14 protein-coding genes are annotated in these 12,945 nt (G+C 37.9%); 9 read left to right on the top strand and 5 right to left on the bottom strand.

Features of this window, described 5'->3' with window-relative positions; translation table 11 throughout:
• Window positions 1-91 precede the first annotated feature (91 nt).
• From RMB03_RS01075 to RMB03_RS01060, 4 genes are all read left to right on the top strand, one after another.
• On the top strand, window positions 92-784 hold the full coding sequence (locus tag RMB03_RS01075; protein WP_311073254.1) for a hypothetical protein: 693 nt from the start codon (window positions 92-94) through the stop codon (window positions 782-784).
• Window positions 785-842: 58 nt separating this feature from the next.
• Entirely contained in the window at window positions 843-1,172 is a 330-nt protein-coding gene (locus tag RMB03_RS01070; RefSeq protein WP_311073252.1) for a hypothetical protein, read from the top strand.
• Between the two features lie 81 nt (window positions 1,173-1,253).
• Window positions 1,254-1,547, top strand: coding sequence for a hypothetical protein (locus tag RMB03_RS01065; protein ID WP_311073250.1), 294 nt, complete (start codon window positions 1,254-1,256; stop codon window positions 1,545-1,547).
• A 56-nt stretch (window positions 1,548-1,603) separates the two neighbouring features.
• Window positions 1,604-2,641 carry a DUF932 domain-containing protein gene (locus RMB03_RS01060; RefSeq protein WP_311073248.1) on the top strand — a complete coding sequence of 346 codons (1,038 nt, stop codon included), beginning with the start codon at window positions 1,604-1,606 and terminating at the stop codon, window positions 2,639-2,641.
• A 131-nt stretch (window positions 2,642-2,772) separates the two neighbouring features.
• On the opposite strand, the gene RMB03_RS01055 is transcribed toward RMB03_RS01060, so the two are convergent.
• Window positions 2,773-4,026 (bottom strand): serine hydrolase, encoded by a 1,254-nt coding sequence (locus tag RMB03_RS01055; RefSeq protein WP_311073246.1) that lies wholly within the window; start codon window positions 4,024-4,026, stop codon window positions 2,773-2,775.
• A 331-nt stretch (window positions 4,027-4,357) separates the two neighbouring features.
• On the opposite strand from RMB03_RS01055, the gene RMB03_RS01050 reads away from it, so the two are divergent.
• Together RMB03_RS01050 and RMB03_RS01045 are read left to right on the top strand one after the other, a co-directional pair.
• Window positions 4,358-4,609, top strand: a complete 252-nt coding sequence (locus RMB03_RS01050; RefSeq protein ID WP_311073244.1) for a hypothetical protein — start codon at window positions 4,358-4,360, stop codon at window positions 4,607-4,609.
• A 268-nt stretch (window positions 4,610-4,877) separates the two neighbouring features.
• On the top strand, window positions 4,878-5,369 hold the full coding sequence (locus RMB03_RS01045; RefSeq protein WP_311073242.1) for a hypothetical protein: 492 nt from the start codon (window positions 4,878-4,880) through the stop codon (window positions 5,367-5,369).
• Here RMB03_RS01045 and RMB03_RS01040 read toward each other — a convergent pair.
• From RMB03_RS01040 to RMB03_RS01025, 4 genes are all read right to left on the bottom strand, one after another.
• Window positions 5,366-6,112 (bottom strand): restriction endonuclease, encoded by a 747-nt coding sequence (locus RMB03_RS01040; protein WP_311073240.1) that lies wholly within the window; start codon window positions 6,110-6,112, stop codon window positions 5,366-5,368. The two genes, RMB03_RS01045 and RMB03_RS01040, sit on opposite strands and share 4 nt — an antisense overlap.
• 91 nt (window positions 6,113-6,203) lie before the next feature.
• Window positions 6,204-6,671, bottom strand: coding sequence for a hypothetical protein (locus tag RMB03_RS01035; protein WP_311073238.1), 468 nt, complete (start codon window positions 6,669-6,671; stop codon window positions 6,204-6,206).
• Window positions 6,610-6,822, bottom strand: a complete 213-nt coding sequence (locus RMB03_RS01030) for an excalibur calcium-binding domain-containing protein (protein WP_081403605.1) — start codon at window positions 6,820-6,822, stop codon at window positions 6,610-6,612. Before RMB03_RS01030 ends, RMB03_RS01035 begins: the two co-directional genes overlap by 62 nt.
• Window positions 6,823-7,286: 464 nt before the next feature.
• Window positions 7,287-7,514 (bottom strand): TetR/AcrR family transcriptional regulator, encoded by a 228-nt coding sequence (locus RMB03_RS01025; RefSeq protein WP_311073599.1) that lies wholly within the window; start codon window positions 7,512-7,514, stop codon window positions 7,287-7,289.
• A 103-nt stretch (window positions 7,515-7,617) separates the two neighbouring features.
• Here RMB03_RS01025 and RMB03_RS01020 point away from each other — a divergent pair, with 103 nt between their 5' ends.
• Genes RMB03_RS01020 through RMB03_RS01010 form a run of 3 tightly spaced genes read left to right on the top strand, consistent with a single transcriptional unit; the run spans window position 7,618 to window position 12,944 of the window.
• Window positions 7,618-10,476, top strand: a complete 2,859-nt coding sequence (locus RMB03_RS01020; RefSeq protein WP_409070628.1) for a DUF2345 domain-containing protein — start codon at window positions 7,618-7,620, stop codon at window positions 10,474-10,476.
• 6 nt (window positions 10,477-10,482) lie between these two features.
• Complete coding sequence (tafE, locus tag RMB03_RS01015) at window positions 10,483-12,072, top strand: type VI secretion system effector DNase TafE (protein ID WP_311073235.1); 1,590 nt, start codon at window positions 10,483-10,485, stop codon at window positions 12,070-12,072.
• 14 nt (window positions 12,073-12,086) lie between these two features.
• Window positions 12,087-12,944: a type VI secretion system immunity protein, TaeI family gene (locus RMB03_RS01010; protein ID WP_311073233.1), complete on the top strand. Its 858-nt coding sequence runs from the start codon at window positions 12,087-12,089 to the stop codon at window positions 12,942-12,944.
• Window position 12,945: the final 1 nt, after the last annotated feature.

Raw genomic sequence — 12,945 nt, 5'->3', positions numbered from 1 at the left:
GGAAAATCGTAAATAAAAAAAATTCAAATACACATTACCCCAGTGAAAGCACTCCTAAAGTGCCATATATCCTCAATTTCAAGGTAATAACATGATAAAGAACAACGTTAATTCAACCAAAAAGATCCCGCCGTTATATTGGCTGATAACTGTAGTGATGATGATTGTATTCATTGTTGGTGGGATTTTATTTAATCAGCATCAAAAGCAACAAACTGAACTTCAATTAGCTCAACTGGCTTTAGAACAATCTAAACTACAAAATCAATCCTCTTCTAAACAAGCAGCATCAGAACCAGCTGAATCAGGTTTCACTGGCATTGAAAGCATGGCGGAAAATACTGAAACACAATCTGCTAATTCACAAGTTGAGGATGAAGTGGTTGCAGGTGCAATAGCCGCAGTTGATAAGGCAAAAGCAGCAGATACAAATATAGGTCATCTCAGTTCAGAAGTAGATGCTGAGTATCATGAAGGAAAAACTTTAAGTTCCAATGCTTCCCGTTACGGAATAAAACCAATCAAATCTGCTCCAGCCGATTTAAAAGCAACCATTCCTACGATTGACCAAATGTTAGTTTCGCATCTCATGAATGTATGGGGGCGCTCTGGTCCAGAGCAGGTCGCAAAACGAGTTGAAGGTTGGAGTCAACAAGGTAATACCATGACTTACCGTGCTGCTTGGGACTCTGACCGTTACCAATGTACTTGGTATGTGGTGAGCTGGGATAAGAATAGCAATCAAGTCCTCAAAGAAGGATACCAGCCATGTTTTGGTCACTAATTAAAGCTGGCCTGTAGCATTCGTTTAATTATTACTTTACTTAATCAGAGAAAATCTCATGAATTCAATCAAACTTATCACATGTGGAATTTTAAGCCTTTCAGTCAGCTCTATTGCCTTCGCTAAAACAGAGCAGGTCACTCTAAAATCTAATGTTTACTATGGTGAAGAATCAGTTGTATTTCCAACTACTAAAGGCGAAATCATTTTAAATAGCTATGCCATACCAGCCAAAGTTGTTTCACAGGTTAAACTATATAAGAAAGGGCAATGTTTAGAAATCAAATCTAAATATGGTTTTTTTAAAGATACTGGTGATGGGCAATATATTGAAAGCATCCAACCTTGTGCTAAGAAAGGTTTAGCAACTCCAAAGGTAAATCGTTAATCTAAAAAATGACATAAATCCAATCAAGCCACAAGCATTTGCTTGTGGTTTTTTTATGCCTTTTATTTAAGCAGGAAGACTATGCACCAGTGTCCTTATTGTCATTCATTACATATCACCTTACTGCGCCAGACCGAGCCTAGTTCAGGAGTATTTGCAAAGCTTTCATCATTCTCGCCAATGTCTCTGGCAGCCGCCTGTATACAGTTGTCAAAACGCAGTCCCGTTCACCCTTTAGTGGGTGGTTTTGTGGGCTTGGTTATCGGTGGCATGTTTCTGCTCTACGTTCAGCATCAAGACAATATGGTGACTTTGTTTTACCAGTGTGAGCAATGTCTGGAACATTTTGAAATCCAGCAATCAGGCTTCGCGTAATTCCCATTGTTTACAACTTTCAAATTATTTAAATCATTTAATCAAGGAAATTAATCATGGCACATCAAATAGAAACAATGGCATTCGTTGGCCAAACCCCTTGGCATGGTCTGGGAAATCAACTCCCTCGGAATCAACCAATAGAAGTATGGGCACAGCAGGCAGGTATGGACTGGCAAATAGAATCATCCAATGTCAGTTATATGGCAAAGAATGAACGGGGACAAAATATCCTGATGCCTTATGAAGAACAGCGAGTACTTTATCGTTCAGATACTCATGCGCCGTTATCGGTGGTGAGTCAGCGTTATCAGGAAGTCCAGCCCAAAGAGATTCTAGAGTTTTACCGAGACCTTACTGAGCAATCCGGCTTTGAATTGGAAACGGCGGGTGTATTAAAGGGTGGACGTAAGTTCTGGGCATTGGCAAGAACAGGACAATCGGCAGCACTAAAAGGCAAAGATATTAGTAATGGCTACATTTTGTTGGCAACCGCATGCGATGGTACGTTAGCGACCACGGCGCAATTCACCAGTGTTCGGGTGGTATGTAATAACACTTTAAGTATTGCGATAAGAGGACAAAACAGTGGAGAAGGTGTAGTGAAAGTACCCCATAGCACCAAATTTGATGCAGAAAAGATCAAGCAACAGTTGGGTATTTCTATTAAAACCTGGGATGAGCATATGTATGAGATGAAGCAATTAAGTCAAAGGAAAGTGACCCATCAAGAAGCAGCAACTTATTTCGATGCAGTGTTTAATAACACGACGATGAGTACTATAGATCAGGAAGAAAGTATTATTCAGTATTACCTTAAAGCAGCATCCATGGACAAAAAATCAAACCCCAAATCTGAGCCAAATGGTCGGGCCATGTCGAAGGCTATGGAAATGTTTAATGGACAGGGACGCGGAGCAGAGTTAAGTTCAGCCAAAGACACAGCTTATGGTTTGCTTTGTAGTATTACCGAGTTTGTTGATCATGAACGCCGTTCGATGAGCCGTGATCATCGATTAAATTCAGCATGGTTTGGTGTGGGAGCCAATATTAAACAGCGTGGGTTGGAACAGGCTTTAAGAATGGTGTCGTGAATCAAAGCAGAATACTATTCCAGATAAGGGTAATCAACACTAACCTAATAACGTTAGTGTTGATTCATATTTAAAATATGCTAGATAAGAAAAGTTTTAATGCATTTAATATTAATAAGAAATTAAAACAGCTATTCACTCTTTATTGAGTCAATTGTCTGAAGTAGTCCTGTGAATAATATTGCTAGTTTAGACTCAGGTTGTGGTTCATCTCCATTTGCTGTAAATACTGCACAAACTTTATGACCCTTTGGGGTTTTGCCGATAACGGAAAAATTTATTACTCCGTATTCTGAGCCGCCTTTGAAACCAATTTTTTGCCAATTTAAATTTCTAAATAGAGGATTAAGCGAGCTATTCAGAGCAGGAGCATCTTTAATACTTGTAAGAGTATTACAAATTTCATCGGCTGACATATACCATTCAACATCTTTCCATGTAGCTGATTTTCCAATATTATTAGTATCTGGTAATGGCAATTTTCCTAATTCTAAAAGGACCTGATTTTTAACTGGGATACTGCTCGTACTGTATTTAGCTCTAAGTAGTTCATTATTGGAAGAGATAAGTTGGAAAAACTCTTTAGTAGTTAAAAGAGGAGTATTTCTAGGAGAGTACTTTTCAATATTAGATTTTTTTAATAGATGAATAAGACTATCAGTAGCAGTGTTATCACTAGAATGAACCATTAGTTGAGCAAGTATTTCTAGATTTACAGGAGTGTTTGCAGGAAGTATTTGTAGAACTCCTGAAGGCAATGAGCGACTATTTTCTTGCAGTACAATAATTTCATCACGTTTAATTTTTCCTGTGTTAACAGCCTCTTCATAAGCTTTAAGAACTAACAGTTTGAACGTAGATCCAACAGCCATTGGAGTCTTGTTGTTTTCAGAGAAAATTGGTTTATTATCTACAATAATTAAAAGAGATTTATTTCCGATAGCAGCATCTTGTAAGCTTTTAATAGTCTCTTCAAAATTAATATTATTGAATTTTGGTGCGCCAAACCAGAGTGTATTTATTTGATTATTATGGTCAAGAGCAATCGTAATGGGTACTTTAGCTTTTTCAAAATAAGCAAAACCCTTTCCGTCTGTGATATCAATGGACTCTAGTGTCCCAAATGATAGTTTCAATTCTGTGATTATTTTTTCAAGTTGGGGGGCAGGAACGTGCTCTAAGAAAATAGGACTAAATAATGATAAGTTCAAGGATTTATCCTTGAAGATCAATGAGACTTTATCAGAAGTTAGATCAGTGGTTTGTTTTGTCTCTGCATAAGAACTAGTAGCTAAAATAATAGAAGAAAAGGATATAATCATTACTCCTACGGAAAAAAATAAAGATCTGGTAGAGCCTATTTTCCCTGTTAGAAATTTCATCATTAATGGTCTTCTTTTTTAAATCTTAAGCTATTTTATCTAAATAATTGTGAAAGCGAATAATTTAGAATTTATTGTTGTTCAATAGGTATTTTGTGGACTATAAATATCGGCTGGTTGAGCTCGGTCACCGGATGGATTCAGCATGGTTTGGGGCTGGGGCAAACCTTAAACAACGAGGACTGGAGCAGGCATTAAGAATGGTGTCTTGAACTTACTAAGCTATTTAATGATTTTAGACTTTAAGTCTAAATAAAGGAATCTATGCGTTGAAAATTTATAAAAAGCCTTCATAAAGAATCATTTAGTGTATTGTAAACAGAGAGTGCAAAGGATGGGCGGACAATATTCAAATGGTCTTATGATTGAACAGTTGCAAGATGGATTTTTATTGTTAATTAACAATAAAAACCTTTTTGATTTTTTATGGAAAAAATTTGATAAAGATTTCGGACATGGGCGTTTTATGACAGACGTATCAGGTAATTCTCCTGATTACAGAATTCATCTTCAAGGCTTAGATACTCATGTATTAGAGCAGGATTTAAAATTTATCCCCGCTGATTTTTTAAATCAATACGTTTAGAGACTAATTTAGATCACAACAAAAAACACATCCGAAGATGTGGTTTTTTTATGCCTTTAAAATATAGGAGTGTCGTTATGGGGCAAATTATTGTTAGCTGACAACAACCTTATATAGAGCCATCCGTTGCAGCAAAAAACTATTCACCTCATAAGAGACGTAATAATTATGTCTCTTGCTTGTATAATAGATGCTTATTAAACAATATCGTTCATTTCCTTATTCAAATAAGGAACTTGTTTTTTCTAATTTTTAGGATAAGTTTGTTATGAGATTTCCCCAAGAGTTACTTACAGGGATTTGGCATACAACCAGTATTGAAAGGTTTAATAAAATCTTAGAGACAGGTTATATACTTGCGGAACCTGATATTTCTGATGAAAGTCGTTGGGGAAATAGTTCAGGATCAATGCATTATCCTTACGTTAGAAAATTGGGAGGAATTAGTCTTTTTGATTTTCGATATTTCTCACCATCCAAATATAGTAGACAATTTTCTTTATCTAGTTGGCGTTATTTTGTTCCAGTTATAGAAAAATGGGGAACATCAATATGGATAGAAATAGATTATGAATCTCTTGGTAATAACTTTATACCAGGAAATTGTTTAGTTAAACAATGGGAACACGAGAAGGCTTGGAAGCATACTATTATGCCACATATAGAAGCAGCAAGTATGATTCCAATCTCTACTAACTTGTTCAAAAGAGTCATGATTTCAACTTCTGAATATAAAAAATTAAAGTTATATAATTTTTAAAGTAAATATTCATCTTTGAGGTTAGTTGCAGAAATAGGTTCAAGGGCGACTTTTCCATCATCATAAATAGTGCGAACTAAACCAAATTTAACTTTTTGAGGGATAGCAAAAGCTAGTAACCCATTGAGTTTATATTGAGGCATACCGAAAACAGCAAAATTTTCCTTGTCAGGTAATTGAGTATGGTAGATTTCAGCATGCTTTTTTGAAAAGAATAAGGGGATTTTGACTGGGGAGTTTTCTGGGAATGCATAGTAGGTTCCTGTACCCTCTGTTGAGTCTTTGTCTAATTCTCCAATAAACCAGAAAGGTTCGCCTATGCAGTGAGCTTCGGGTATCAATTTTGTTTTGATATGATTAGCCAATAGTTGAGGGATAGTTGGAACATCAGTTCCATTGAGAACTATGATACCGTGTCGATCGGCTACTAACTTGGCACCTGATTGTAAACCTGAACTGGAAATAATGACTCCAACAATATTTTCTCCAATATTTTTAATTTTTTGATGAAACTCGAGTATACGACCTTGGTCAACAGGTTTTTTCCAATTTTTACATTCAATAGCTACTCTATGTTTCACACCAACACGTGTGAATTCATAATAGATGTCTACTTCATAAGATTCGCCTGATGGTAAACAGAAAGTTGTATTTCTAGAAACTTGAATTTGTTCACCTTTTAAATTTAATAATGTCTGATAAACATAATGGATATAACTCTCAAAAGTTGCACCTGTTGTCATGTTAATTCCTTTGGATTTTTATAAATTTTTAATGTCTTTAAAATCATATAAGTAACCTATTTTTTTTATCAACTAGAATTTTTCCTACAACTTAAAATTCGCTTTTATCATCTGTATTAAGCCAATCTTTCACTACATCTTCGTATTGGTCTATGTATTCAAGTTCAAAGGGTGAAATAATAAAGGTACGACCATTATTGTATTGTTTGAACATAAAACCATATTCAATGTTAAAACCCTTAGGATTTGGTAGAAAAAAAACATAAGGACCTCTTGTAAAATCTCCTTCCCAACCTATTTTTTCAGCTAGTTTCTTTGCTTGAAACCATCTATGGGTAGCGCTTAACAACTCTTCATTTGCTGTGCAACTAGGCTCAGAAAAATTTGTATTCAAAAACTTCTTATAGAACTCATCTAAAGGAAGAAGATAATCCCAGTTATGGTCAACTACAAAAAAATTATAGCCATATAGCAACATAGTAATTTTCCTTAAAGTATTACTTTTTTTTAGCCTTCGGACATTTTTTTCCACTTCCACCAGGAAGACAATCGCAGGCACTTCCATCTCCATCGCGATCTAAACTTTTATGTCCGGGTTTCTTTGCATTGAAGTAGGCCTGAGCCTCTTGATGTGTTTTAAAATCTTTGCAGTACTTAGCAAAAGAAAGAGAAGGTAAGCAAAGTATTAAAGATAAAAGAAAGATTTTCATAAAGAATTATTATTTAAATGGAGTAAGTAGCTATATTTGCATAACAATATCAGCTCGACAATACAGATCATTAAAATTTACTTATCTCATTACTGATATTGCCCCATCTAACTAAAAACATATCAACATGTTCTAAAATAAATGGCTCACTCCAGAGTTTTCTCTAGTTCAATTATTGTCTGAATATAGTCCCATGTTTTTTCAGGTTTAATTGGAGCTTTTTCACAAACAGAATTATTGATGATACTATCTAGTAGTGAGAGAAATAGATGAGTTAGAGCTATTGAGTCATTTACCTCTAATTGTCTAAAAATAGAGACCGTAATATTAAATAGCCAGCTTCGATATTTATCTAATTCAACCAGAATGGATGGATATAGGTCTCCTACATCCATTCGTGCCTTATGAAATGGACACCCTCTAATGTTACTTTGACTAATCCAGTCGATATACCACATGTAGAGTTAATATAACTTTGCTAAAGGGTGTGAATGATCAGATATACAGTCTTCAACACCAATTTCAATATCAAGTTTTAACTCTTTTAGACAGGCAAGTACCAGTTTCTCTTTTGATGAGAAATGGTTATAAAAGGTTGCTTTAGCAACATTCGCCTCAGTAATAATCTGATCAACACCGACAGTAATATAACTCTCTTGCATAAAGAGATTCATTGCGGTGTTTAGAATCATTTCTTTTTTCTTACTGGGTTTCTTCAAATCATTACTATTCCTAGTGCAGGTAACATCAATTTACCTTATCTAAATAGACAACTCTGTCTATGTTTTATAAAATATGATCGATTATGACACAGATTTTATAAAAACAATGCTCAATAACATTTCCTCAATTTTAGAGAGTTTTGGTTTTCTCTCGCAGCATCGTTCGGTGTATCTCCAGTTTTCAGATGCATCCCTGAATAGTCAGGTTTTTTTACAACGTATCGATGGAGAACACCATCTTAATCAGGGCATGACAGTAGAGTTGATCTGTTTATCAACCCATACCCATATTGCACTTAAACAATTCATTGGGGTACAGGTTGCGATTGATCAGGTCACAGATCAGGGCCAACTGTTTCGTACTACAGGGATTATTACTGGAGCATCACAAGGGCAAAGTGATGGCGCTTTAACCTTATATAAACTCACTATATCTGATCCTACTTATCTCTGGCATAAACGCAGAAATAGTCGTGTGTTTATGAATAAGAGTGTACAGGAAATTACTGAAATTTTATTTCAGGAATGGCAGGGGAAAAGTCCTTTATTTGCTTCTAGTCTGACTTTAGATTTAAGCGGATTGAAACAGACATACGATATCCGTCCTTTCATTATGCAGTTGAACGAAAGTGACTATGACTTTCTAACTCGCTTATGGCGGAGTGAAGGCATTAACTGGTTGATTGATGAAGCGGAGCTTACAGTACCGAGCAATACAGATCATATTCAGCCACAAAAACTACGCCTGCTTGATGACAATAGCCAGTATCAGGCACTCAGCAGAAGACCGATCCGCTACCATCGAAGTCATGCAACTGAACAATTTGACAGTATGACCAGTCTAATCGCTGGTCGTAGTTTACAGCCGACTTCTGTTTTTGTGCAGCGATGGCAGTCAGATGTACTACAACAAACAGATGGAGCAGGCAGTGTACAAAGTACACATCAACACAGTGCCAGCTATGATAATCAGAGTTTAAGCCTTGAAGATGCATGGCACTTTAGCCCGGCATGGATGCAGGATTTAAACGGCGAAGATGGGGCAACCTCGGCAAGTAATCAGCAACTGGAAAAGTTCAATCAGAACTTAAGTGCTTACCATGATACTCAGTCCAAACAGTTTACTGCTCAAACCACAGTACGGGATACACAAGTTGGTTACTGGTTTGAACTGAATGAACACCCTGAAATTGATCTTCATGACAATGCAGATAAAGAGTTTCTGATCATTGGTAAGCATTACTACAACCAGAATAACTTACCGAAAGACTTAAACCAGCAAATTCAAGCATTAGTTCAACAAAGCCATTGGCAAGCGAGTCATACAGAAGAGCGTCAAGGCAATCAACTGATTCTACAACGTCGCCATATCAAGACCGTTCCAGAATATCAGCCTTTACAAGATCGCCCTCAAGCCTCTATACAACGTGCCCGTGTAGTGGGGCCTGAAGGTGAAAGTATTCATGTAGACCAGTGGGGCCGTATTAAAGTCCGTTTCCTGTTTACCCGAGTTGATGACCACAGCTATGATGGAGGTGCTGGGAGTAACGACAACGATACTGATTCGGCTTGGGTTGATGTTGTTACTCCATGGGCTGGAAAGGGGTATGGTGCACGCTTCTTACCACGAGTCGGTGAGATTGTGGTCATTGATTTCTTTGACGGTAATATTGATCGTCCGTTTGTAGTAGGTCGCATTCATGAAGCAGAACGGTATCCAACCCAGTTTGACCAGAAAGGTCAACTACCTGATACCAAGAAACTCAGTGGCATCCGCTCAGAAGAAGTCGACGGTAAAGGTTTTAACCAACTCCGTTTCGATGATACGACTGGGCAAATCAGTGCCCAACTACAAAGCAGCCATGCAGCTAGTCAGTTAAACCTGGGCAACTTAAGCCATCCAAAAGAGAGTGCGACAAGCGATGGTCGTGGTGAAGGCTTCGAACTTAGAACTGACCAGTGGGGCGCGGTTAGAGCAGGTAAAGGCTTACTCGTTAGCACCCATAAACAAGACCAAGCTCAGGGTGTACACCTAGACGCAGCCGAGGCCAAGCAACAAATCGAAGGTGGTCTGAACAATGCCAAGGCGCTCAGTGAAGTCGCTAAAAATCAGCAAACTGATCCATTGGAAATGCTTGAAAACCTAAAAACTTTCTTGGAACAGATTGAAGAAAAAGACCAAGAGAAGGCTGCTGCTTTTAAGCAAGCCTTGATGGTCTTAACTGCACCAAATAGTATCGCTCTAGCCAGTAATGAAGATATTCACCTAAGCGCAGATGGTCAGTTAAGCCAAAATGCTGGGGACAGCATTAGCCTAAGCACTCAGAAAAACCTGATTGCCCATGCACAGAACAAAATTAGCCTGTTTGCAGCTCAACAAGGAGCACGGCTCTATGCGGGTAAGGGCAAGGTTGAAATACAGGCACAAAGCGACGGCGCAGATATTATTGCCCGTAAAGCTGTGCAGATCATTTCTACGGAAGACCGAATTGAAATTAGTGCATCTAAAGAAATAGTCATTACCTCGGGCGGTTCTCAAATTAAGATTAATAGTTCAGGCATTTTTCCTGTTACAGGGGGCAAGTTTGAGGTGAAGGCTGGGCAGCATGTGTTTATAGGAGGGGCAAAGGCAGATTATGTTTTGCCTTCTTTACCAACACAAGAAATCAAGACCGATGACTTATTACTAGAATATTTACATAGTGATGGCACACCTGTTAAAGGTGCTGATTATGAGGTTCTATTATCCGATGGTTCCATCCGTAAAGGAAAACTAGATGCTTCGGGTAAGGCTATTGTGAGTGGTGTACCTGCTGGACGAGCCAAAATCCAATATGGGGAAGACCAAAGTAAAGATGAGTTTCCAGCTTTAGAAGTAGATGACTGGTTTACTCAACTTGGAAACAGTGCAAAGACTGGAAAAGAGGAATAAAGAATTATGCCAAATCCTCAAAATCAACAATTCTGGTCTAAGATCGCAGAACGACCTAAGGAAATACAACAGGAGTTCTGGTATGGTGCTGAAAAATTAGCAAAGTATCTCAATGATAACCCAGCTATGTATAAAGGTTATATGACCTATGATACGAGTAAGCCTGATCCTAATTTGTCATGGTGGGAAAAGATATTATTTTACAGTGGGCAGGCTCATTACAATGAGGCGGTGACCCACTATAACACCGGTAAAGTAATCGCTGATCAAGGGAGCTGGTTGTGGGGCATGCTCAAAGGTGACTTTAATAAAGACCCTTCAATGTCTCAGATTATTGTTGGTGGGCTTATTAGTCTTATACCTGTAGCTGATCAGGTGTGTGATATCCGTGATTTGATTGCAAACTTTATCACCTTATCGGATGAGAAAGCCCGAACGAAAGATAACTATATGGCACTAGCTCTCACAAGTGTAGGGATCATTCCTGAAGTTGGTTCGGCAATCAAAACTGTTGTGAAATCGAGTCGTGCGAAAGATGTCAGTAAGGTCAAGTTATTTAAGTTCATGGAATATTTTGAGGAAGCTTTAACAAAACTCAAAATCAAATGTCCATGGGGCAAGGCACCTGAGGCATGGTTAAGGTCTCGACCTTGGAAGGGCATAGCGACACAAGGTTTTAATGCTTTAAAAAATAACATTAACCGAATCCTATCTGTAATTAATAAGTGTTTGAAAAGGTTCAATGGTGCATTGAAAGCCGCCTTAGCAAAATTTCAGGCAACACTAAACCATGTTTTAAATACCATCAAAAAGTATATTGATCAGTTGTGTGATGAAGTAGATAAAGCAATCGGTCATTTATTACCTCAACAGCCGTTAGCAATGGCACATGCTGGTGGAGGTGGTAAGAATGTCCCTACAGGGCGTTATGAGGCCAATGTTAGTTCTGGTAAAAAAACAGAAGCTAGTCATCGCCAAAAGAAAGAAACACCTCCACCGCCAAGGAAAATGAAACCAAAGCATGTGGTTGAGCCGTGTTTGGAACCGAAAAAAGGGTTGAAGAATAGTTGGGGGAAAAAGACAGGTAAGTCTCAGGCTGAACTAGATGCCGAGTTTGATCGTCAGCTTAAGCGACAAGAGGAAGGGCTTAACCGTCTGAGCGTAGATGAGTATCAACAGAACCGACAAATTTATGAAAAGTATAAACGGGCTGGAACTGGTGCTCAGCAACAGAAAATTCGAGAGGATATGTTTAAACAATTACAAACATCTGAAATTGATAAATTAGCAAAAGAGCAGCCTAAATTATCACGAGCTCAAAGGGATGCAATGGCAAATGAGAATGCTAAAAAGACTCTTGAAGGCTTGGATGTATTACATAATCCAGATATGCAGTTGGGTGGGTTCGATGTCAAATATGATCCGAAGAAACCACCAACATTAGATGATTTCGGACATAGTGGTGTAAACCGTTCTATTGGTTCTCAAATGTCGGCAAAGAAGCGTCTTGCCAATATGGATGCGGCAGCAACTCAGGCTAAAGCCAAAGGCATGGGGAAAGATGCGATGGATGTTGAATTGAAGCGTTGTAAGTAACTGAGGGTAGTAAAATGAACCAGGAAGATATTGATTACTTTTATGAAAAATATGGTCAGCCAATTGATAAAGTTGAAGTGACAGAGGACATCATAAAAAAATATCGGGGCAAACTGCCTGAAAGTATTTTAGAACAATGGCGTTTATTTGGTTTCGCAGGCTATTTGAATGGTCTGTACTGGATTACGAACCCAGATGATTACGCTGAAGTGATTTATGATTGGTTAGAGGAGACACCATTACCTGATGATGATGTTTATCATGTATTGGCACGTTCCGCATTTGGTGAGCTGTTAATTTGGGGCGAAAAGAATTTTTATAGATACTATCTTAAGCCAATGGAAGGGATTCTACACGATAGCGGTGAAAAGGATGAAGATGCTGAGTTCTATGGTGATTTATTCTTTTTCTATTCAAATAAAGATTCATTAGATCATATTGATAAAGATGGAAAGAAACTATTTGATAGAGCTGTAAAAAAACTAGGGGTTTTAAAGGCAGATGAAATGTATGCATTTGAACCTGCTTTGGCATTGGGTGGGGTAGAGTCCTTAACATATCTGGCAAAAGTAAATCTTCCTGTTCACATGAAGCTATTAAAACAGATGACTCCATTAAGACTGCGAACTTTTGAGGATCTTTCGGCTGCTCTATACGGAGTTTCTTATAGTGTGGACGATTTAACAAGTGGACAAGATGCTGAGTCACCATATCAAGAATCTGTTCAAGCTGGAGAAGTCTGTCCTAGAACAGGTTACTGGACAACGCCTGCACAACCAGATACACGTCATTATTGTAAGAAAGGTGAAGTTCTTCCTGAAATTAAGGAACAGGACTGGGGGGAAGTGTACTGGTATTGGGATGGTGAATAGT

The organism is Acinetobacter sp. V91_7, assembly GCF_031799075.1.
GTDB lineage: Bacteria > Pseudomonadota > Gammaproteobacteria > Pseudomonadales > Moraxellaceae > Acinetobacter > Acinetobacter calcoaceticus.
The sequence above is the reverse complement of the archived record's forward strand: the minus strand, read 5'-3'. Positions and strand labels throughout refer to the sequence as shown.

Bases quoted from the DNA above. Each gene is read 5' to 3' on its own strand.
- tafE (WP_311073235.1), top strand. From the start codon at position 10,483: ATGCCAAATCCTCAAAATCAACAATTCTGGTCTAAGATCGCAGAACGA.
- RMB03_RS01070 (WP_311073252.1), top strand. From the start codon at position 843: ATGAATTCAATCAAACTTATCACATGTGGAATTTTAAGCCTTTCAGTC.
- RMB03_RS01060 (WP_311073248.1), top strand. From the start codon at position 1,604: ATGGCACATCAAATAGAAACAATGGCATTCGTTGGCCAAACCCCTTGG.
- RMB03_RS01055 (WP_311073246.1), bottom strand. From the start codon at position 4,026: ATGATGAAATTTCTAACAGGGAAAATAGGCTCTACCAGATCTTTATTT.
- RMB03_RS01075 (WP_311073254.1), top strand. From the start codon at position 92: ATGATAAAGAACAACGTTAATTCAACCAAAAAGATCCCGCCGTTATAT.
- RMB03_RS01010 (WP_311073233.1), top strand. From the start codon at position 12,087: ATGAACCAGGAAGATATTGATTACTTTTATGAAAAATATGGTCAGCCA.
- RMB03_RS01050 (WP_311073244.1), top strand. From the start codon at position 4,358: ATGGGCGGACAATATTCAAATGGTCTTATGATTGAACAGTTGCAAGAT.
- RMB03_RS01040 (WP_311073240.1), bottom strand. From the start codon at position 6,112: ATGACAACAGGTGCAACTTTTGAGAGTTATATCCATTATGTTTATCAG.
- RMB03_RS01030 (WP_081403605.1), bottom strand. From the start codon at position 6,822: ATGAAAATCTTTCTTTTATCTTTAATACTTTGCTTACCTTCTCTTTCT.
- RMB03_RS01065 (WP_311073250.1), top strand. From the start codon at position 1,254: ATGCACCAGTGTCCTTATTGTCATTCATTACATATCACCTTACTGCGC.
- RMB03_RS01045 (WP_311073242.1), top strand. From the start codon at position 4,878: ATGAGATTTCCCCAAGAGTTACTTACAGGGATTTGGCATACAACCAGT.
- RMB03_RS01020 (WP_409070628.1), top strand. From the start codon at position 7,618: ATGATCGATTATGACACAGATTTTATAAAAACAATGCTCAATAACATT.
- RMB03_RS01025 (WP_311073599.1), bottom strand. From the start codon at position 7,514: ATGATTCTAAACACCGCAATGAATCTCTTTATGCAAGAGAGTTATATT.